This is a genomic window from Thiocystis violacea (assembly GCF_016583565.1).
Classification (GTDB): Bacteria; Pseudomonadota; Gammaproteobacteria; order Chromatiales; family Chromatiaceae; genus Thiorhodococcus; species Thiorhodococcus violaceus_A.
In genome coordinates, this window is sequence record NZ_NRRF01000047.1 from 1 (window position 1) to 20981 (window position 20981).

The window sequence follows — 20981 nt, forward strand, 5'->3', positions numbered from 1 at the left end:
TGCGTGTGCGCGTCGATCAGTGCTGCGAACGGATGGGCCATCGGTTTTCTCCCCTTGAAAAAGGCGGGGAGCCTTTCCAGCCCGGCTCGCGAGCCGCCGAGTGTCACGGACTCGGATGGCGGTGTTCAGCCATCTTCTAAGAAAGACAGTCGGAAGCGTCAATGACGCTGCCGAAAACCGATCACATGGGGCTATCTGCAGCGAAAAAATACTCATCGGCAGGCATCATGCCTGCGGAATGTGCGCCAGATGGCTAACCGGGGCCTGCGCGCGCGGCCGCGGGGCAGTTGACGCCAGCTTAAGCAGGTTGTCGGATTATCGGTGCAAGTCATTGATTACGAAAAATCACGCCCCGAGTGAAAGCGTACAAAGACAATTTATATCAGTAGCTTCAACCAGAAATCTCGAAAACCTGTTCGGATGCGGCTTGGCCACACCCGAACCCGATCAATCCAACCGACCTCGATACTCAGGCTCCCATGGCGACGCGCAGATCCCCCTGGGGATCGTCGCCGGTGAGGCGTAGATCAAATCTCTCCTGCAAGATCTTGAAGACGTTGGGGCTCACGAACGCAGGTGCCGCCGGGCCGAGTGTAATGCCCTTGACGCCGAGGCTCAGCAGCGTCAGCAGCACGGCGACCGCCTTCTGCTCGAACCAGCTGATGACCAGCGTCAGCGGCAGATCGTTCACGCCGCAGTCGAAGGCCTTGGCCAGGGCGACCGCCACCGCGATGGCGCCATAGGCGTCGTTGCACTGCCCCATGTCCATCAGACGTGGCAGCCCGAGGTGCTCGCCGAAGTCATGATCGCGGATGCGGAACTTGCCGCAACCCAGTGTCAGGATGAAGGAATCGGCCGGGGTGCTCTGGGCGTATTCAGTGAAGTAGTTGCGGCCCTTCTCGGCGCCGTCGCAGCCGCCGATGACGAAGAAGTGGCTGATCTTTCCGGCCTTGACTGCATCCACGATAGTCTGGGCCTGATCGAGGAGCACGCTGCGATGAAAGCCGATGGTCGACTCGCCCAGGATCTCCTCCTTGCAGGGCTCGCACTTACGAGCCTCTTCGATAACCGGTGTGAAGTCGTCATCAAGTAGACACTGGCCGCCTGGTACCGCCGTGGCGCGCATGGTGAAGAGTCGGCCCTTGTAGCTCTCCGGCGGGATGAGCACGCAGTTGGTGGTGCCGACGACGGGGCCGGGGAAGACGGCGAACTCTTTTTTCTGATTCTGCCAGGCGCCGCCATAGTGGCCGGCCAGATTGGGATGGTCGCGCAGCTTGGGATACATGTGCGCGGGAAGCATCTCGCCGTGGGTGTAGACCTTGATGTCGGTCCCCTCGACCTGCTGGAGCAGATTCCAGAGGTCGACCAGGTCGTGGCCCGTCACCAGGATCCCCGGCCCCGCCTGCATGCCCTCCTTGACCTTGGTCGGCGCAGGCCTGCCGAAAGTCTCGACATGCCCTTCATCGAGCAACTCCATGACGCGCAGGTTCATTTCGCCGCACTTGAGGCAGTATTGCAGCAAGCTCTCGACGTCGAAATTCACGTTGGTCATGGTGGCGAACAGGGCCTCTTCGATGAAGGCCGATACCCGGTCGTCGTACTTGCCCATGCGCCGCGCATGGTGGGCATAGGCAGCCATGCCTTTGAGCCCGTACAAGAGGGTTTCTTGGAGCGACTGAACGTCGGCATCCTTCCCGCAGACGCCCGGGGAGTTGACACAGGCGGTCTGGCGAAAGGTTTGCTCACACTGATTGCAGAACATGGTGACCTCAGAATTAGGACGATAGAACCGTCGGAGGGGACCGCGGGAGGAGCCTCTTGCCCTGGCCGCGGGTCGGTGCACGACGGCCAGTGTCCCGTGGTTGTGTCGCGCGGGCCTTGACTGAGGTCAAGGCCCGCGAGGCGGCGCTCTTGCCGGTTGGTGAGGACCCGCTGAACGTCCATGACGAAAACGGGGCATCGATCGGCGCGGACCCTGCCGGCGGATCCGGCGACGACCAGGCCCCAAGCAAAGGGGTCAATCGCGCTATACTCGCGCTGCCGACCACAGGGCCAGCCGATCCAAAGGAACCGCCCCCGGCGGTCGCTCGGCCAGCTTGGAGCAGACCAGGAACGACTCCGATCGAAACGCGGCATCGGAGCTCTTCCCGTGATCGCTCAAGCGCTGCGTCCTTTGGTGAACGGCCCTGACCCAAGTGGCATCAATCCCTCAGGAACCCCACACTAGCCCATGTTTTCACAGGGAGAGCCTCCGGCATGGAGCTGACCAATCAAATCATCCTCATCGGCTCGGTGGTGCTCCTGGTCAGCGTACTTGCGAGCGTCCTGACCAGCCGGCTCGGGGCGCCTCTGCTCCTGGTCTTCCTGGTCATCGGCATGCTGCTCGGCGCCGACGGACCCGGCGGCATCCAGTTCGACGACGTCCAGCTCGCCCACCTCTTCGGTAGCCTCGCGCTCGCCATCATCCTGTTCGACGGCGGGCTGGTGACGCCCTACAAGGACTTCCGCGTCGGTCTCAGGCCAGCGCTCGGGCTGGCGACTGTCGGGGTCGCCATCACCGCCTCCATCACGGGCCTCTTCGCCGCTTGGTGGCTGGGACTGAGCTGGCTGGAGGGGCTGCTGCTCGGCGCCATCGTCGGATCGACCGATGCCGCGGCGGTCTTCTCCGTCCTGCGCTCCCAGGGGCTGGAACTCAAGCAGCGCGTCGGTGCAACGCTCGAGATCGAATCCGGCAGCAACGACCCCATGGCCGTCTTCCTCACCATCGTACTGATCGAACTCGTGCTCAGCGACGGCGGCAACCCAGGTTTCGTGCTCTTCACGGAGTTCCTCCGTCAGATGGGCCTGGGCGCCGCGATCGGCATCGCCGGCGGATTCGGCCTGGTTTGGCTGATCAACCGCCTGGAGATGTCGCCCGGGCTCTACCCGCTCGCCGTCATGGCCGGCGGGCTCAGCCTCTTTGGCATCACGGCGGTGCTGGACGGCAGCGGCTTCCTTGCCATCTATCTGGCCGGCCTCGTCATCGGCAACCGGCGACTGCAGTTTCGCATCGAAATCAAACGCTTCCACGACGGAATTGCACGCCTGGCGCAGATCGGGATGTTCTTGATGCTCGGACTCCTGGTCACACCCTCGGAACTCCTTCCTGTGGCGCTGGATGCCCTGCTCTTTGCCGCTGTCCTCATCCTGCTCGCGCGTCCTTTCGCCGTCTGGTTCTGCCTGCTCCCCTTCCGCTTCCCCTGGCGCGAGCAGGTGTTCGTCGGCTGGGTGGGCCTGCGTGGCGCCGTGCCCATCATCCTCGCCCTCTTCCCGCTGCTGGCGGGGCTCGACCAGGCGCAGATGTACTTCAACATCGTCTTCTTCGTCGTCCTGGTGTCGCTGCTGATCCAGGGCTGGACGGTGACCTCGCTCGCCCGCGTCCTGCAGTTGGAAGTCCCGCCGACCAGCCATGTGGTGCAACGCGTCGAGCTGGACATCCCGGGCCTGCAGGAGCTGGAGCTGGTCGGCTACCACCTCGCGGACAACGCGCCCATCGTGACGGAACACCGAACCGGGCCTCACCTGCCAGCGAACGCGCGTCCGGTCGCTATCGTGCGCGACAAGCATCTCGTGGACAGCCTGGACCCGCTCGATCCCAGACCGGGCGACTATCTCTATCTCATCGCCGAGCCCAAGGACCTGCCCGAACTCGACCGCCTCTTCATCCCAGGCCCGGTGTCGGAGCACCTCTCCGATCTCGCCTTCTTTGGCGAGTTCGTACTCAACGGCGATGCCAATCTGGCCGGCATCTGCGCGGTCTACGGCGTGAACCTCTCTGAGGCTGAGCCGGACCTCACGCTCGACACCCTCATCCGGCGCGGCCTCTATACGCATCCCGTCGTCGGGGATCGCGTGCAGCTCGGGAGCATCGAGCTGGTCGTCCGCGAAGTCGACGAAGACGTCGTCACCAAGGTCGGTCTCAAGCTACCTCACACGAAATGATGACGACCGCAGGATCGGGCGAGCCCCGATTCGCGCGGACACGCCCATTCAGGCGAGCCCCCATGAGACGCCACGCACCGCCTCTTATCCCCAATAAATTCTATCGCTTACAGCCTCTTTTCGATTAGGGGCTGAGCGACTCCAAAAGCCAACCACAGGTTCATCCAAGGGCTGAATGGCAGAAGGACGGACAGCGATATGAGAACAGATGCGTGTTCGGTTTGCTGACGGCCGACTATTCTCTTCAGACGCATTCATCACATTCACGCCTTCATGGGCCAATCACTCACGCATGGATGCCCGTGAAGACGATGAAAACCTGAATTGAAGTGAAATAAGACCGACAAGTATTCGCCGTAAATTCCGCACCTTCCCGCAGTAACTAGAGGCCGCCGGACAACTGTTGTCAAGAGGACACATACACGTAGAGAAGAAGAGAAGGACAGGCTCTTAGGCATCTGTTTTAAAAGGACTAAGCCAAGAAACCCGTTGCCAGGAGCAACATTTTTTTTGGCATATAAGGGACATCCATTATCGACAGACAGGGTGATTGGGTTCATGCTTATACCCAAGACGATTCCCGAATCTGTTCCGGTGTTGATACAAGCGAACCTCATCGTCGGGTTGCTGTATTGCTTGATGGATCACGACCTTGTTCGATTGCGATTTCACTCGAGTCGCAAACCTGGTTGGATCACACACGGCTTCGGTCATGAAACTGTCGGATCGCGAACGGCTCGGATCTGACGCAGAGATCACCAATCCAATTCCTCAGGGAACAACCAAGAAGAGAAAGCCCATGTCAGACGCGCCCTTCGATCTAGTCGACGCCAAAGACAGCTTCACAGATACCGACTGGTTCAATACCTGCCAAGCAACCCAGATGCCCTACGTGGTCGTGCGCAGCGGAGACGCTACAGCGGATGTCCTCTGGGACTTCGTGACCCTGCCTCCCAGTTGCGACGCCAAGTTGAGAGCCAACTTCGCGGCGCTCGAACGGGACGCGCGCGCCATCTTCGATCGGTTTGCGCTGGAAGAGTCCTACCTGCGGGTCAAGCCGACCATGATCTGCTTCGATCACTTGCCGTTCGACGAGGCCAAGCAGGCCGCCTCAGAGCTGTATCGACTCATCGCCGCCTACCTGCCGGCACGCCAGAGGCTGCGTTATGGCCCAGAGGCGAACCCCGCCTTCGCCAACAAAGTCCAGGACATCGGCCGCAGCCAGCGCAGTTGCGGCGGCAATCGCCGTCTTTGGGTCGAGCACAGCGGCCCATCCTCCAGCGCCGCTTGATCGACTGCGGCGGTCGACCGGCACCGTCCCAGACGGCGCCGGTCGCTCGCCACCACATCAGCCACACAACGGCTCCGCCGGATGCCGCTCGATCGCACCCAGAGAGCGAGCTCGCCCAGATCGCAGGATGTTTTTCGATTCCGCAGCCGATTCATCCTATGTCGGACAAAGCTCCTAGCTCGCGCCACTGACCTTGGCGACGCCGCCACGCAGGAGCAGCGCTCCACCGCCCCCGTCTCCACCACCGACTGGCGGGCGTCAAAACACCAGATAAAGCGCCCTTTTGACGGGTTGCGCACAATATGTTGTGCCTCCGGGCTTGGACTTCGGCCTTCAATGCCATAGACTCCAAAGCGTGACGGATGGGTCGTGCCGCGGTATCCGAGCGATGCACCGAAGCCACCCGAGAAATCCCACGCCCGAGCAGTCTGGCCTTGGTCGTCAGTTGGACCGGTAGGGTGGACGAGTGAAAGCGAAGTCCACCGAATCCCGCGCCGTCGTTGGTGGACTGCGCTGCGCTTGTCCACCCTACAGAAGACGACTGGACCCAAGGATGAGCGACGCCAGCAACCACAGCCTGAGCAACCACACTTCGAGGACATCATGATGCTGAACTGGGACGACCCTCTCGCGGCCGCGAGCCACGGCACAAGGCACCACGCAGCGAGCGAGCCTGTACCAGATCATTTCGCGGACGTGTCTCCCGCGGCGCTGGACGCCGCGCCTCTGGAATCGACACAGCGGATCCGGCCCCACCAGACCGAGAGCCATGTTCGGCCTGGACAGGGATTGGTCGGCAATGAATCCCTCATGGCGACGGCCGGCGCCGCGCCCGTAGTGGACCCCGACCCCTTTGCCGCGTCCGCAACCGGGCAAGACAGCCTGCCGATCGAAGACACCTCGATCCCAGGTCCTCGCGTGGCGACCGCCGCATCGGCGACGACGACAGCGCACGCGCTCACGAACGCCGCGCCAGGCGGTGCGACTGGACTGGAAAACCTCGAGATGGGCGCGGGACGGGTGCGCGTGGATGACAAGAGGATCATCAACTGCCACGCCGACCTCAATCAGCTCGTCCCCTTCAAGTACGACTGGGCCTGGCAGAAATATCTGGACGCCTGCGCCAACCATTGGATGCCGCAAGAGATCAACATGAATGCGGACATCGCCCTCTGGAAGGATCCCAATGGGCTCACCGAGGACGAGCGCACCATCATCAAGCGCAATCTCGGCTTCTTCTCGACGGCCGATTCCCTGGTCGCAAACAACCTGGTCCTGGCCGTCTATCGCCACATCACCAACCCCGAGTGTCGGCAGTATCTGCTGCGCCAGGCCTTCGAGGAGGCGCTGCACACCCACGCCTATCAGTACGTGGTCGAGAGCCTGGGGCTGGATGAAGGCGAAATCTTCAATATGTACCGCGAGGTGCCCGCCGTCGCGCGCAAGGCGGAATGGGCACTGCCCTACACCCGCTTCCTGGCCGACCCGCACTTCGCCACGGGCACGCTTGAGAACGACCAAAAACTGCTGCGCGAGCTGGTCGCCTTCTATGTCATCTTCGAGGGCATCTTCTTCTATGTCGGCTTCGTGCAGGTCCTGAGCATGGGGCGGCGCAACAAGATGACCGGCACGGCCGAGCAGTTTCAGTACATCCTGCGCGATGAGTCCATGCACATGAACTTTGGCATCGACGTCATCAATCAGATCAAGATCGAGAATCCTCAGCTCTGGACCCCGGCCTTCAAGCAGGAGCTGATCGATATGATTCGCGACGCCGTCACCCTCGAGTCCCACTACGCGCACGACACCATGCCGCGCGGCGTGCTCGGTCTCAACGCCCCCATGTTCGAGGAGTATCTCCAGTTCATCGCCAACCGGCGCTGCGCTCAGATCGGTCTGCCCGAGCAATATCCTGGCGTCAGTAATCCCTTCCCATGGATGTCCGAGGTCTTGGATCTCAAGAAGGAGAAGAACTTCTTCGAAACGCGCGTCACGGAATATCAGACGGGCGGAGCCTTGAATTGGGACTGATGCGCTCGGGCGCGGTGAGGATCTCGCCGCCGGATTGTGGCGGCTCGGGATCTGAGTTGTAGCCAGCGATTGCTGGCGTTGGCGCATCCTCAGCCGCGACTCCCACGCGGCTGGACATCCAACTCCAAAAGGGCACTCCGAGCGGCAGCTTTCAGGGTGTGACGCGCGACGGTTTCAGCCGGAGTCAGCGGTCTCCGCCACGCGGCTCAACGCCCTCATCACCGCCAGCAGCAACATCCTCCATTGGGATCACCACCGTGATCGGCAGCGTGCTGGTGCGCAGGATTCGCACGGCGACGGAGGCCTATCGGGCGCAAACGGAGAAGCCTGCGCGAACGGGCACGCCTGGTTGAGCGGTGTCTTCGACCTTAAGATGCCCGTTGCGCAGCGGTGATCGACAGGATCACGCCCATCATGATCAACATGGGTTTCGATACGATGAAGGTCTTGCATGTCGTCTGGCGTCCCGAGCCCGGCGACGCCTTTCCGCGGAGCGGTGCACTCTGGCTCTGGGTCGAGACAGTGCCAACGCCACGCGCCGGGCACGCCCATGGTAGGACGTCCCATCCCTTCCAATTGCCTGACGATGCCTGGCCCGAGCTGCTGGACGCGCTGGGCCTGGCGCCCCGGTCCGCGCGGGTCAAGCCTCTGCTGAGTTCCCTCCGCCTCTGGCTGCCGAGCGCCGCGGACGCCCCCCTGCCCTCGCCACAGCTCGCCAAGTCCTGGCCTGAGCCGATCGACACCGAGCCGGCCACCATCCAGCCCTGGGAGGTCGAGTGCTACCGACTCGACCGCCCCATCAAGCAGCTCTCCGACATCCATTTCCTCGCCTTCTATCAGGCCGAGGGGCTGGAGCCGGGGAGCGACTTTCTCTTCTGGTATTGGCTGACGCAGAACCTCAAGCGCCTGCTGGTGCGCGACCAGTATCTGCCAGCCTTGGTCTACCGCCAGCCGCCGACGCCCAAGGGCAAGCGCAAGGCACCGCCCTACGAGATCCATGGCGCCTGGGAGTGGACCTCCGAGGACTACGAGCGGCTCATCGTCGATGCCGCCGAGCGCATGCCGGCGGCCTGCGCGGCGGGCATGGAAGGCTTGGCCGAACCCGAGTCGCTGCTGCGCCATGTCAGCGAGGTGCTACTCGATGCTCTACTGCGCGGGCTCGCCTTGCCCGCGACTGTCCGTAAGAAGCTCGAGCGCACGCTGCTCGACGCCTGTCTCACGCCGATGTCGGCACCGAGTCCCTGGCCGGCGCCCGGCGCCGGACTGGACCGCTACCGTGAATGGCGCCAGTGGCGTCAGCGTATCCTCGGCAGCGGGCGCGATGCCACCTTCACGCTCGGCTTCCGGCTGATCGAGCCGCTGGACGAGTCGGAGGACACCTGGACGCTCGAATTCGTCGCCGTGCCCAAGGACGATCCCTCCCAACGTCTGCCGCTCGCGGACTATTGGTCGCTGTCCGCCGCCGAGCGTAAGCAGGCACACCGCCAGCTCGGCGCCGACTTCGAGACTCAGGCGCTACTCGACCTGGGACTCGCCGCCCGCATGCTGCCCAGTCTCTGGGCGGGACTCGACACCGCCACGCCCCAGTCCGTGACGCTCGACCTGGACACCGCCTTCCGCTTCCTCAAGGAGGATGCCTGGATCCTGGAGGATGCCGGCTTCAAGGTCATCGTCCCTGCCTGGTGGACACCCAAGGGACGCCGTCGGGTACGCATCCGGCTGCGTTCCAACCCGCAGCACGAGAAGGCGTCGGGCAGCGCCGCCGGGACCGGCATCCTCAGCCTCGACAACCTGATCCAATACCGCTACCAGCTCGCCATCGGCGACGAGACGGTGAGCGAGGACGAGTGGCAGCGCCTGGTCGACGCCAAAACCCCATTGGTGCGCTTCCGTGGCCAATGGGTCGAGCTGGACCGCGACCAGATGCAGGAGATGCTCGCCTTCTGGCGCGAGCACGGTCAGGAGACCGCCGAGATGGATCTCCAGTCGCTACTGCAGCGCACCGCCACGGATGATCTCTTCGAGGTCGACCGCGACGACGCCCTGGCCGAGATGCTCGAAGGGCTGCGCGACCGCAGCCGCCTGGAGCCGATCGCCGACCTCCCCGACCTGAACGCCGAGCTGCGCGACTACCAGAAGCGCGGCGTCGGCTGGATCGGGCTCCTGGAGCGCCTGGGGCTCAACGGCTGCCTGGCCGACGACATGGGTCTCGGCAAGACGATCCAGGTCATCGCCAGACTGCTCCAGGAGCGCGCGGACGGCGAAGCGCCCGGCCCGACCCTGCTGATCGCCCCGACCTCGGTCATCGGCAACTGGCAGAAGGAGGTCGAGCGCTTCGCCCCGCAACTGCCGGTGCTGATTCATCACGGCAGCGGACGCGCCGCTGACGCCAAGAGCTTCAAGCAGGCGGTGGCGGGCAAGGCGCTGGTCGTCACCTCCTACGCCCTGGCGCGGCGCGATCAGCCGATGCTCGCCGCGCGCGACTGGCACCGGGTGGTGCTCGACGAGGCTCAGAACATCAAGAACCCCAAGGCGGCCCAGACCAAGGCCATCGGCAAGCTGCACGCCACCCACCGGCTCGCCCTGACCGGCACCCCGGTCGAGAACCGACTGATGGACCTCTGGTCGATCCTCCACTTTCTCAATCCCGGTTATCTCGACACCCAGGCGCGCTTTCGCAAGCGCTTCGAGCTGCCGGTGCAGCGCGACCAGGATCCGGTCCAGACCGCGACCCTCAAGCGCCTGGTCGAGCCCTTCATCCTGCGCCGGCTCAAGACCGACAAGGCGATCATCCGCGACCTGCCGGACAAGATCGAGGCCATCCAGTATTGCAACCTCGGCAAAGAGCAGGCGGCGCTCTACGAGGGCGTGGTGCGCGAGGTCGAACGCGACCTAGAGGAAAAGGAGGGCATCGAACGCCAGGGGCTCATGCTCTCCACCCTCATGCGGCTCAAGCAGATCTGCAACCACCCGGCCCAGTTCCTCCAGGACGGCAGCCCCTTCAGCCCCGAACGCTCGCACAAGCTGCAACGGCTCCAGGAAATGTTGGAAGAGGTCATGGCCGAGGGCGATAGCGTACTCATCTTCAGCCAGTTCACCGAGGTCGGCGCCGCGCTCGAACGGCTGCTGCGCCAGGAATGGCGCTTCAACAGCTTCTATCTGCACGGCGGCACCTCGCGCAAGCGCCGCGAGGAGATGATCGCCGACTTCCAGAATCCGGCGACCGAGCCCTCCGTCTTCGTGCTCTCGCTCAAGGCCGGCGGCGTCGGCATCACCCTGACCAAGGCCAACCACGTCTTCCATTTCGACCGCTGGTGGAACCCGGCGGTGGAGGATCAAGCCAGCGACCGCGCCTTCCGTATCGGCCAGGAAAAGACCGTCTTCGTGCACAAGATGGTCACCCTGGGCACGCTCGAAGAGCGCATCGACGAGATGATCCGCGCCAAGCAGGCGCTCGCCGGCGCCATCGTCGGCAACGACGAATCCTGGCTCGCCCAGCTCGACAACGAGCGCTTCAAGGCGCTCATCCGGCTCAATCGCGACGCGGTGGTGGACTGACAGATGGCACAACAGGGCAAGACTTGGTGGGGACAGCGCTTCATCGCCGCACTGGAAGGCTGCATGGACCGAGGGCGACTGCAGCGCGGACGCAGCTACAGCGGCGACAACCGCATCCTGAGCTTCGACATCGAGAAGGCATTGGTGAGCGCCACGGTGCGGGGCAACGTCAATGCCTATTTCGGCGTCTACAAGGAGCCGCAATACAAGACCCAGATCCGCCTGGCCCCCATCCCGGATAAGGACTGGGACAAGGCCATCGCCACGCTCGGCAGCAACGCCGCCCTGGTCTCGCAACTGCTCATGGGCGAGATGCCCGAGCGCATCGACCAGGTCTTCGCCGGCATGCAGCTGAACCTGCTGCCGCAGAGCCGCAAGGACTTCGCCCTCACCGACTGCTCCTGCCCCGATTACGCCAACCCCTGCAAACACATCGCCGGTGTCTATTACCGGCTGGCGGGACAACTGGATAGCGATCCCTTCCTGCTGTTCGAACTGAGGGGCCTGTCGCGGGAGCGATTGCACAGGGCGCTGAGCGAGACGCCACTGGGGAAGGCGCTGGTGTCGATGATGGACGAGCGGGCGGAGCCAGTGGAGCCGGCGGAGTCCTTCTTCACACGACCAAAAAGCGCCGAGTCGGCACCCAACTATCGGGATTTCTGGATTGGCGGAAAGCGACTGCCGACCGAGATCGAGCCGGCCACCCCGCCGGTCGTGTCGGGGATCTTGGTGAGAAAGGCGGGGGATTTTCCGGGGTTCTGGGAGAGGGATAATTCGTTTGTGGAGGTGATGGAGGAGTTGTATGGGAGGGTGAGAGGGAAGAGCAAGGGGGGGTTGTAGGATGATGGGGTCAGGTCTAGGTTTATAGCATCGCAGCAGAGCCTCAAGCACCTGGACTGCCCTCCGCAGGCGGGGATCTGTGCAAGGGCGACCGGGTAACTGGCCGTCCTACCGCGATGGAGGCCCAACCGACGCCAGACATCAGTTGTGGTCACACCAGCCGCCGGATCGACCTTGAGCACCAGAACAGCAACTCCACTTGCCACCTGCAGCGGTAGAGTGCCAAGACCGTGGGTCCATCCAACGTCTCGGGGGCACGGTGGTGAACACCATCACCCAACCGGCCAGAAACAGCGTGGCCTCGCGCGGGGTTCGCCCCTTGCGTTGGGCGGCTTGGCGGCAACGCCGGCGGGCGCCTCCGCCGCCTCAGGCGGGAGACGCGCCGCGTGCAGCCAGCCCGGTCCGCTGGTGTCCTTCGGTGCGCGTAACCACACCGGGAGCGTGAGCGTGTCGCTGGATTGGGCGCGCAGATGCGCCGCGATCTCCAACCGCGCCGCCGCCGGATCGAACACCTGCGCATCCTCTGGGCGTGCCCATAAGAGCATCGACGTTGGGTTCAAACGCACGACGACCCCAACGCCACGTGCGGACAGCTCCAGAATCACGCGCGGTTGATGGTAGCCTCGGTCCGCGAGCACATCGCGCCGCCAACTGCCTTGGGCGGATCACAAGGCCACCCCATGGCCCGCCGCAACCATGAACATCAGCATTGGAATCGAGAGCACGGCATTGATCCGCGCAACGGTGGCGATGGTCTTCCTGGCCCTGGCGAGATCCGCCTCGCCTTCCGTTTTCGCGATCCCCATGACCTTCTTCTGATTCGGCCACAGCACGAGCCAGACGTTGATCAGCAGAATGGTCCCCAGCCAGACGCCGATTCCCATGGGCAGTCCGTACGCCGCGTCGCCGCCGCGACTCAGACCCAGCGTGAAGGCGGAGAGCAACTGGTCGGTGCGGACCAGATACCAGGCGCCGGTCAACCAGGTGGCCAGTGCCGCCCAGCGGAACCAGAGCAGCGCCCTGGGCAGGATGTACTTGCCGATCGCGGCCGGCCCCGGTCCGCCCTGATCGGCGGTGGCCGCCGCAATCGCCGGCATCTGGACGAAGTTGAAGAAGTAGAGCAGCCCGACCCAGATGATGCCGGCGACGATGTGCGCCCAGCGCAGGAGGGCCAGCTCATTGAGCTCCAGCAGTCCCTGACCGCTGAAGAGATTGACGATCATGGCAAGCAGGACCGAGAGGAGCAGACCGGCGACCCAAACACCTTTGATCGAATTCAATGGATTCATGGCAAGACTCCGCGTTTCAACGATTTCCGGAAAAGATCCTAACCGTAGGGGTGTGATGTCTTGGTAAAGTCGTTTCCAGAATTCACCTAAGTCTGGCCGCGTAGCCGCCAGTGGCCAGATTTTCCGCCAGCCTTTTCAACGAGCCGGATGTCCGTCATCGTCATGCCGCGATCGACGGCCTTGCACATGTCATAGATGGTCAACAGGCTAACCTGAACGGCGCAAAGCGCCTCCATCTCGACCCCGGTCTGGCCATTGGTTTCGACCGTCGCGCAACAATGGACCGCCAGATCCTCGGGGCGAAGCGTCAGATCGATCGCGACACGGGTCAGACTCAAGGGATGACAGAGCGGCACCAGATCGGCGGTCCGCTTCGCCCCCATGATACCGGCGATGCGCGCGACACCGAGTACATCACCCTTGCCGTGCCCACCCCGTTCGATGAGCGCGAGGGTTGCCGCCTCCATCCGGATCCAGCCCTCGGACACCGCGCGACGGCGTGTCACGGCCTTGCCGCCGACATCCACCATGTGGGCGTCGCCGGCCTGAGTGAAGTGGGTTAGTGACATCCAGAATTCACCTGAGTAGCCGGTGGTGGAACTGGGACAACGCGCGCGATCGAGCAGGGATAACCGCGCATTGCGTTGGAGCCGCTAGCAGGATCGAAACGTGCGTCGTCGATCAGCGCGTTGTAGTTGAAGCGGTCGATGGCGTAGTCCGGCAAACCGAGTTCCGGGCAGGATTCCCACCACCCGTATTGCGCACAGAGGGTATCGACCGCGAGCCTATCGGTGATGCGCGCGCGCGCCCGCATCGACCCGAGCGCTGACTCGATCCTGACCCAATCCCCTTCCGAGATCCCTTTGCGCTCGGCCAATTCCGGACCCAACTCGACCAGCGGCTCGGGCAGCTTGCCGCGCAGCGAGGGCATGGCATGGTGCTGACTGTGGCAGAAGTAGGGCCACTTCGCCGTGGTCAAGCGCAGCGGATAGGCATCACTGAGCGGCAGGCGGTCCGGCCCAGGCGCCGGTATCGGCGCGAGACCGGCGTCGAGCAGCGTCTCCGAATAGATCTCGATGCGCTTGGTCGGGGTGTCGAAGCCGCCGTGAAGATAGGGTCGATAGGCCGTCTCGAGCGGGAGCGGAACCCCCTCGGGATGCTGTTCCAACGCCTCGAGCCCGATGCCGGTTGGCGCGATCTGGTGGCGCAGTCCCGCCCGTTGGTCAGCGTCAAAGAACCTGTCACCCAGACCAAGCCGGTCGGCGAGCGCGAAGACGATCGCGGTATCCGAGCGACTTTCGCCCTGTGGCGGCAGCACCGGCTGACGCAGCTGCAGCCAGCGCGAGCCTCGCTCGCCCAGCTGGAACCCGGCCGCCAAACCCTCCCTCTCCCAGGGCGAGGCCACCGGTAGCACCAGGTCCGCATACTGGGCCGTCGGGTTCAGGAACATATCCGCATGGACATAGAAATCCAGGGCGCGCAGCGCCGGATCAAGGGTCGGCGTATTCGGCTTGGTGAGGAGCGGATTGGCGCCGAAGCTCAGCAGACCCCTTACCGGATAGGGCTCGGACTCGAGCACCGCGCGAGCGAAATCCCGGCTCGTGACCCAGCCCTTGGCGGACGGGCCGAGCGGTCGGTCCTCTCGGCCCAGGGCCTTGCCGAGCCGATCCTGGGGCAGCAGGTCGAAGCCCATGATGTCGTTGAGCGGCGGCACGGCGAATCGCACATTTCCGCCAGGCGCACCGAAAGAGCCCGTCAGCGCGCACAGCAGGCCGATGGCACGGCCGCTCTGGGTCGCCTCTGCCTGCTGGCAGATCCCGGCCCAATGAAAAAAGCTCACTGGTCCCGACTCGTACAGCAGCCGCGCGGTCTCGCGAATCTGCCTCGCCGGCACGCCGCTGAGGGTCGCCGCACGCTCGGGCGGATACTGGGCGCAGCACTCGGCGAAGACCTGAAAGGCCGGACGGCAACGCACCTCACGGCCCTGCTCCCGCAAGACGACGTCGCCGAGCAGCAACGGCTTGTCCGGGGGATCGTCGAGGTAGGCCCCGCGGACCGGATCATAGGCGGCCGTGCGCTGCCGTCGCGCATCCCAGGCCATCAGGACCCGCTGTGCGCCCTGTGGGGTCGATCGCTCCGCCGCCATGAAGCGACCATCATCGGACCGCACCAGCAAGGGACCGTTGCTCCAGTGTGCGATGAAGTCCTGGTCGTACCAACCGTTCTCGATCATCTCCCCGGCGATGGAGAGCGCCAGCACCAGATCGGATCCTGGCCGTACCGCAAGCCATTGGTCGGCGGAGCCCGCAAGCCCGGCCCGACGGGGATCGACCACGATCAGCCGCGCGCCGCGACGTTTTGCCTCCGTGGCTGCCCGCGCATAGGCGGGCCAGGAGGTGGACGGATTGAAGCCCCAAAAGAGCATGCAGCCCGTGTGATCGAAGTCCGGGATGCCGATATTGGATCCAAACGTCAGGGCGCTCCCGAAGTCCTTATGCCAGTTGCAATTCTCTGTCGCGAAAAGGACATTGGGACTTCCGACGGCATGCGCCAGACGATGAATCCAGCCAAAGGCGTCCGCGACTGCGGTCCCGCTCGGCGTCGTGACCCCGAACACGACCGACTCCGCGCCAGCGTGCTCGGCGCTCTGGCGGATCCGCTCCGCGGTGAAGTCGAGCGCCTCGTCCCAGGAGACGCGCCGCCAGCCCGGGTCCGCGTCGCCCTTCGGGCGCGTGCGCATCAGCGGATGGAGCAGCCGCTGGTCGCTGTGGACCAACTCGGGAGCCGCTCGCCCCTTGACGCAGAAGCTCCCTCCCGTCGGATGCTCCGGGTCTGGACGCACCTTCACCAGACGGCCCGCCTCCACCGTCGAGATCGCACCGCAGCGCGAGATGCAGAGCGGGCAGTAACCACGAATCTCAGGCATGCTCGATGACCTCGTTAGTTGCGCCCTGATGGCTCAAAGACTCTTTCTCGGCTGGACCGAACCGAGGCCGTTCACCATCGCCCCGGCACCCCGAAACAACCGCCGCAGGAGCCCGAAAAAGGTCAGCCCCCAGGCCAGAAGCGCGACGTAAACCGTCATCGCGGGGATCCGGCTCAATCCCTCGATCTCCAATGCCATCGCCAACTGATGGGTGCTCGCCGTATACATCCCGAGCGGAAAGACCGCGCCCCAGAACAGCGGCGTATAGACGAGGGGAACGCGCCTCAACCCATAGGTCCAGACTGCGAAACCGATCAGGAGCGGAATCCACCAGGTCCCCGCGGCCCAGAAGAAAAGGGTGAAGCCTTTGAGGAACGGCACCAGGGCAAGCAATAGCGGCGACTCCCCGGCATGAAGGATCAGGGTCGCGCCGGCCTGGGTCGCGATGGCGGTAGCCCCCATGTTGATCCAGTAGGGCGGGGTCAGACTGCCCGGCTCGACCGGCATGAAGGTCAGCCGGTAGAAGACCAGGGCGATGATGTTGAGATACAGCATGCAGCCCATGCAAAAGAACAGCAGACAAAGAAGAAGGACGGTCGTCTGGTGATCCGGGAAGCGATCGGCCACCAGGGTTCCGAGCACCGCAATGGACTGTGTGGCAACGGAGGCGATCAGCCAGACGCCGCTGAGCCCGTCCGTAAGCGAGGGCTTGGCAGGCTGCACGATGACGGCTGTGAAGAAGGCGTAGGTAATGAGCAGCCAGAGACAGAGCGCGAAGATCCAGAGTCCCGCCGCCAGACCCTCCTGATCGGTCAGCATGAGGATCTGGACCCCGATCACGGAGGTTCCCGCAACCATCGTGAAGTGCCCCGGCCCCAGCGCGTGCGCCCGCAGATCGCCCATCAGGCGCGCCGGATAGATGAAGAGACGCAGCAGCGTCATCAGCCAGAGTGCCGCGAAGGCCACGAGATTGACCAGGAACAAGGGCACCGCCAACCAGTGCAGCCCGAGTGTCTCGCTCGCGATGGAGACGATGCCTGTCGCCATCACCAGCGCGAAGGACGAGGGCGGAAGGCTCGCGATCCACTCATGACTCAGGCTCGCGACAGCCTGCCCGCGCGTCCGGTATCGCATCGCTCGTGACCTGGTCAAAACGCGACTGATCGGATGTGTGGGATGGGTTTCGCGGCCATCGGCCGCTGGCGCTTTTCCTGCGACAACCTGCCGGGCCGCTCTACCCATCCTACGGCCGCTACCGATTCGCAACCTGCCCAGGCGGCAGGATGTCCTGCTCGAGGTAGGCGATGATCGCCCAGATCCGCTCTGACCCCAGATTGGCGTAGTGGGGCATGAGCCACTCGTCCTTCGCGCGGGGCATCCCGGCGGCAATGCGGTAGTAGAGCTGCGTCGGGCTCGATCCGCCCTTCAGCGGCTCCGTCCTCAGATTCCGAGGCGGGATGACGTGTCCGGCGGCATCCGTTCTGAGCTTGGTCAGCACACCGTCGCCCGCGCCGCTGGCACCGTGGCAGACGGTGCATTGGCTGGCGTATTCCTGCTTGCCCTGCGCAATCATGGCCGGGGTCGTCGCGGGTCTCGGGGGGATCTGGATCCGTTCGCCGGGCACGGGCCGATCCTTCCACAGAAAGTTGACCGTTTCGATCAGGGAATCCACCTGACGTTCGGACAGTCGACTGAAACCCGGCATTCCCGAACCCTCCAGTCCATTGACAACCACGTGACGCAGATCGGCGTCCGAGGCGACACCATTGTTGGTCGAAATGAACTGGAAGTGCCCGGTCGTGAGATCGCGCGGGACAGCGGTGAACGTCGGCGACTTGGCACCAGGACCATCGCCCTGCCCCTCCAGGCCGTGGCACCGGGCGCACTGACTCACATAGAGCGGATAGCCGTCGAGCACCGGGCGCGAGCGGGCGGCATCGGATCGGACCGCCGTCATCGTCGTCGCCTGCGCCTCCTGAACCAGACCATCCATGCTCGGCCCCGGCAAGATCAGACCGATCAGGCCCAAGACCACGAGGACGCCGCCGGCCAGGTACGTCATATAGGACTTATCCGTCACCCCTTTGAATTCCCAGCACCCCAGCACCCAGCCGTTCTGGAACTTCTTCGCCGCGGTGCGCAACACCTGATAGGGCCGGACGAGATAGTTGACAGGCAGCGTCCAGGCGTGGATCAGCTTGGTAAAGGGAAAGTAAGCCGCGAAGGCGAAGGCGAGCAGCACATGGAGCTTGGTCAGCAGCGGCGCCGAGGCCATCAGCTCCGGCTGCGGAGACAAACGCCAGAGACTCGCGAACCAGGGGGCGGCCGTGAAGGACACACCCCAGATTTTGTGGACAAGGGCCTGGTAGATGGCAATGCCCAGAATCGCGATCAGAAAGCCATGCACGGCATAGTCGTCCGGCTGGCTCATGGCGCGCATTTCCGGCACCTGCACCCGGCGCGCCAGCGCAATGATCGAGCCGGTAATGGCAGCTAGACCGCCGAGCGTCGCCATCCAGAAGAAGGCCCCGACCCAGGTACCCCACCCCAGGATGCCGCCGATCAATCCGGCAAGGTGGCCGAAGAAGACCAGGAAGATGCCCCAGTGCAGCAGATGCGTCGCCAGGCCAAGGATGTCGCGGCCGAGAAAGATGCCGCTGGCGCGGGTGCTCATGCCGAAGGGCCGGTAGACCATGCGGATGAAGGGCACCACGAAGAAGAGCGTGAGCGCCACGTAGGGAAAAACACCCCAGATGAGATAACTCGAACCCAGATAGTCGTTCATCGGCGTTCCCACCCTGTCATTGACAGACCTTGAGAGGACGGCTCTCCAGACGGGCTACCGATCCGCACCGGGATGGTCGCCTCGACCTCAGGGGCGAGCCAGACCGGGTCGTCGGCGAGACGCTCCTGGTCCTCCTCCGCGACCGATTCCAGCGCCTCCATCAGGAGGTCGTAGACGCTCTCGTATTTCTGCAGCGCCTTGCGCATCGGCGGAATGCCCGGCAAGAGGTACTGGTCAACGAAGCGTCGTCGCAAGCCAATGCCGTCGCGTTCCGGGTGGTCGACGCTGATCGCGAGGAACTCGATCATCACCGGCAGGAAATCCGGCAGGTCGGCCCCGGCCAGGTCGAACCCAAAGTGCTCGTACATGGCCTTGAGTTCGATCATGTACTGGTTACGCCCGCAGGCCCCCGCGCCCCGGCACGAGTTGGGCTCGTCGTAGAGGTGCGCCCCGAGGTAGAGCGGACAGGGCGGCGTCAGCTCCAGCGTCTGGGTGTATTCATCGACATCGTGCGCGGCTGGGGAGTCCAGGAAACGCTCGATGCTCTCGCGCATCGGCGTCGCCGGCAGGACCTTGAGGTAGCGCTCCAACCGTCCCTTGTCCCGGACGGCTGGATTGAGCAACAGCTCCGCGATCACCCCGTACATGGCCCCGAGATCCCAGCCCGCCGACCCCGTCGATCCCAGTCCCTGCGAGAAGGATTCAGTCAGTCGGACTGTGCTCATGGTCAGCTCCCCACACCCATCTTGTTGCCGTGGAAGGAGGTGCGCCGCTTGGGACTCTGTTCCGGAGCCAAGAGGTCGTACCCGGTGAAGCCGCGCTCCAGATAAGGCGCGTTGTCGGTGTCCTCCGTGCGGGAGGTGGCGATGACGAACCGTTCGTGGAAATGCGCCAGCGACAGCAGCCGGTGCATGTGCCGCGCCTGCTCGATGGTCAGCCCGACGGCGTTGAGGATACTGTCATCGGTGCGACCCTCGACCCGCTCCTGCCGGCGGAACTCGCGCAGCGCGAGTTGACGCAGCAGGGCCGTTTCGACCAGCGCGGTATTGCCGGCGGCCAGCAGGCGCGCCAGGTACTCGATCGGGATGCGAAACTCCTTGAGATCCGGCAGCACCGAGCCACCATCGACCATGTCGAGCGTGCCCCGCTCATTGGGTTTGGCCGTCTGCACCGGGCTCTCCGGCGGGATGTAGAAGAGACTGGGCAGCGTGCGGAATTCCGGATGCAGCGGCAGCGCGATCTCCCACTCCTTGACCATCTTGAAGACCGGCGAGCGCCGGCAGGCATCCAGCCAGTTGTCCGAGATCCCCTGACGCTTGGCCTCGGCGATGACCTCCGGATCGAAGGGGTCGAGGATGATGTCGCGGTGGCGCGCCACCAGATCCTTCTCATCCTTGGTGTTGGCCACCTCCGCGACGCGGTCGAGATCGTAGAGCAAGGGGCCGAGATAGCGGATACGCCCGACACAGGCCTGGAAGCACATCGGCGGTTGCCCGGTCTCCAGACGCGGGAAGCAGAGGATGCACTTCTCCGACTTGCCGGTGCGCCAATTGTAGTAGGTCTTCTTGTAGGGACAGCCGGAGACGCAGTAGCGCCAGCCGCGGCAGCGGTCCTGGTCGATGAGGACCACGCCGTCCTCCTCGCGCTTGTAGTTGGCGCCCGAGGGACAGGAGCCGACGCAGCCCGGGTTCAGACAGTGATTGCAGATGCGCGGCAGGTACATCATGAAGGACTGTTCGAACTTCAACAGCGCCTTGCGGGCCTCCGGCGTCATATCGCTGAAGTTGTAGTCGAGCGAGCCGGTCCCCTCCTCGTGGGTGCCCGCGCCGTTGTCCTCCCAGTTGACCCCATAGGTCAGCTCGATGTCCTCCTCGCCCGTGATCTGCGACTTGGGACGCGCGACCGGCTGCGAATACTTGGTCGGCTGCTCCGAGTGCAGATCCTCGTAGGTGAAGGTGAATGGCCCCTTGCCGTAGTAGGCGTCCATCTGCGGCAGGACCGGGTTGTAGAAGAGGCTGATCATCTCCCAGAAGCGCGACGCCTGATTGAGCTTGGGCGCGTCGCCCTCCGGGTCCTGCTTCCAGCCGCCGCGGTACTTCTCCTGGTTTTCCCATTGCTTGGGATAGCCCGCGCCGGGCTTGGTTTCCACGTTGTTCCAGAACATGTATTCCGCGCCTTCGCGGTTGGTCCAGACGTTCTTGCACGCAATGGTGCAGGTCTGGCAGCCCAGACACTTATCCAGGTTGAAGACGATTCCCATCTGTTGCTTGATGCGCATGA

The 20981-nt window shown here is 64.0% G+C and carries 14 protein-coding genes; 5 read left to right on the forward strand and 9 right to left on the reverse strand.

Going from position 1 to position 20981, the window contains the following annotated elements; all coding sequences use genetic code 11:
• Positions 1-469 precede the first annotated feature (469 nt).
• Positions 470-1762, reverse strand: coding sequence for a hydroxylamine reductase (hcp, locus tag CKO23_RS16965; protein WP_200333009.1), 1293 nt, complete (start codon positions 1760-1762; stop codon positions 470-472).
• A gap of 494 nt (positions 1763-2256) precedes the next feature.
• Here hcp and CKO23_RS16970 point away from each other — a divergent pair, with 494 nt between their 5' ends.
• The 5 genes from CKO23_RS16970 (at position 2257) to CKO23_RS16990 (ending at position 11701) form a co-directional block, all read left to right on the forward strand.
• The gene (locus CKO23_RS16970) at positions 2257-3981 is read left to right on the forward strand and encodes a potassium/proton antiporter (protein WP_200333010.1); all 1725 of its coding nucleotides are present in this window, start codon (positions 2257-2259) and stop codon (positions 3979-3981) included.
• Positions 3982-4780: 799 nt separating this feature from the next.
• Positions 4781-5272: a hypothetical protein gene (locus CKO23_RS16975; RefSeq protein WP_200333011.1), complete on the forward strand. Its 492-nt coding sequence runs from the start codon at positions 4781-4783 to the stop codon at positions 5270-5272.
• 606 nt (positions 5273-5878) lie between these two features.
• Entirely contained in the window at positions 5879-7303 is a 1425-nt protein-coding gene (locus CKO23_RS16980; protein WP_200333035.1) for a ribonucleotide-diphosphate reductase subunit beta, read from the forward strand.
• A 414-nt stretch (positions 7304-7717) separates the two neighbouring features.
• The gene (locus tag CKO23_RS16985) at positions 7718-10861 is read left to right on the forward strand and encodes a DEAD/DEAH box helicase (RefSeq protein WP_242482511.1); all 3144 of its coding nucleotides are present in this window, start codon (positions 7718-7720) and stop codon (positions 10859-10861) included.
• Between the two features lie 3 nt (positions 10862-10864).
• Positions 10865-11701 (forward strand): SWIM zinc finger family protein, encoded by an 837-nt coding sequence (locus CKO23_RS16990; RefSeq protein WP_200333012.1) that lies wholly within the window; start codon positions 10865-10867, stop codon positions 11699-11701.
• A 272-nt stretch (positions 11702-11973) separates the two neighbouring features.
• On the opposite strand, the gene CKO23_RS16995 is transcribed toward CKO23_RS16990, so the two are convergent.
• The 8 genes from CKO23_RS16995 to narH all read right to left on the reverse strand — a co-directional run bounded on the left by CKO23_RS16995 (position 11974) and on the right by narH (position 20979).
• A complete protein-coding gene (locus CKO23_RS16995; RefSeq protein WP_200333013.1) occupies positions 11974-12246 on the reverse strand; it encodes a hypothetical protein in 273 nt (90 codons plus the stop codon).
• Positions 12247-12366: 120 nt separating this feature from the next.
• Complete coding sequence (locus CKO23_RS17000; protein WP_242482512.1) at positions 12367-12990, reverse strand: hypothetical protein; 624 nt, start codon at positions 12988-12990, stop codon at positions 12367-12369.
• Between the two features lie 86 nt (positions 12991-13076).
• A complete protein-coding gene (gene moaC / locus CKO23_RS17005; RefSeq protein ID WP_200333014.1) occupies positions 13077-13559 on the reverse strand; it encodes a cyclic pyranopterin monophosphate synthase MoaC in 483 nt (160 codons plus the stop codon).
• Positions 13550-15916: a molybdopterin-containing oxidoreductase family protein gene (locus CKO23_RS17010; protein WP_200333015.1), complete on the reverse strand. Its 2367-nt coding sequence runs from the start codon at positions 15914-15916 to the stop codon at positions 13550-13552. Before CKO23_RS17010 ends, moaC begins: the two co-directional genes overlap by 10 nt.
• Before the next feature lie 33 nt (positions 15917-15949).
• Positions 15950-17050: a tellurite resistance/C4-dicarboxylate transporter family protein gene (locus CKO23_RS17015; protein WP_200333016.1), complete on the reverse strand. Its 1101-nt coding sequence runs from the start codon at positions 17048-17050 to the stop codon at positions 15950-15952.
• Positions 17051-17168: 118 nt separating this feature from the next.
• Entirely contained in the window at positions 17169-18701 is a 1533-nt protein-coding gene (locus CKO23_RS17020) for a respiratory nitrate reductase subunit gamma (protein WP_200333017.1), read from the reverse strand.
• Complete coding sequence (locus tag CKO23_RS17025) at positions 18698-19426, reverse strand: nitrate reductase molybdenum cofactor assembly chaperone (RefSeq protein WP_200333018.1); 729 nt, start codon at positions 19424-19426, stop codon at positions 18698-18700. The genes CKO23_RS17020 and CKO23_RS17025 overlap by 4 nt, the downstream gene beginning before the upstream one ends.
• A 2-nt stretch (positions 19427-19428) precedes the next feature.
• Complete coding sequence (gene narH, locus CKO23_RS17030; protein WP_200333019.1) at positions 19429-20979, reverse strand: nitrate reductase subunit beta; 1551 nt, start codon at positions 20977-20979, stop codon at positions 19429-19431.
• Between the last annotated feature and the right edge of the window lie 2 nt (positions 20980-20981).

What these genes read in the sequence shown, in the direction of transcription:
- narH (WP_200333019.1), bottom strand. Translation starts at nt 20,979, where the DNA reads ATGCGCATCAAGCAACAGATGGGAATCGTCTTCAACCTGGATAAGTGT.
- CKO23_RS17000 (WP_242482512.1), bottom strand. Translation starts at nt 12,990, where the DNA reads ATGAATCCATTGAATTCGATCAAAGGTGTTTGGGTCGCCGGTCTGCTC.
- CKO23_RS16990 (WP_200333012.1), top strand. Translation starts at nt 10,865, where the DNA reads ATGGCACAACAGGGCAAGACTTGGTGGGGACAGCGCTTCATCGCCGCA.
- hcp (WP_200333009.1), bottom strand. Translation starts at nt 1,762, where the DNA reads ATGTTCTGCAATCAGTGTGAGCAAACCTTTCGCCAGACCGCCTGTGTC.
- CKO23_RS16985 (WP_242482511.1), top strand. Translation starts at nt 7,718, where the DNA reads ATGATCAACATGGGTTTCGATACGATGAAGGTCTTGCATGTCGTCTGG.
- moaC (WP_200333014.1), bottom strand. Translation starts at nt 13,559, where the DNA reads ATGTCACTAACCCACTTCACTCAGGCCGGCGACGCCCACATGGTGGAT.
- CKO23_RS16980 (WP_200333035.1), top strand. Translation starts at nt 5,879, where the DNA reads ATGCTGAACTGGGACGACCCTCTCGCGGCCGCGAGCCACGGCACAAGG.
- CKO23_RS17010 (WP_200333015.1), bottom strand. Translation starts at nt 15,916, where the DNA reads ATGCCTGAGATTCGTGGTTACTGCCCGCTCTGCATCTCGCGCTGCGGT.
- CKO23_RS17025 (WP_200333018.1), bottom strand. Translation starts at nt 19,426, where the DNA reads ATGAGCACAGTCCGACTGACTGAATCCTTCTCGCAGGGACTGGGATCG.
- CKO23_RS16995 (WP_200333013.1), bottom strand. Translation starts at nt 12,246, where the DNA reads ATGCTCTTATGGGCACGCCCAGAGGATGCGCAGGTGTTCGATCCGGCG.
- CKO23_RS17020 (WP_200333017.1), bottom strand. Translation starts at nt 18,701, where the DNA reads ATGAACGACTATCTGGGTTCGAGTTATCTCATCTGGGGTGTTTTTCCC.
- CKO23_RS16970 (WP_200333010.1), top strand. Translation starts at nt 2,257, where the DNA reads ATGGAGCTGACCAATCAAATCATCCTCATCGGCTCGGTGGTGCTCCTG.
- CKO23_RS16975 (WP_200333011.1), top strand. Translation starts at nt 4,781, where the DNA reads ATGTCAGACGCGCCCTTCGATCTAGTCGACGCCAAAGACAGCTTCACA.
- CKO23_RS17015 (WP_200333016.1), bottom strand. Translation starts at nt 17,050, where the DNA reads ATGCGATACCGGACGCGCGGGCAGGCTGTCGCGAGCCTGAGTCATGAG.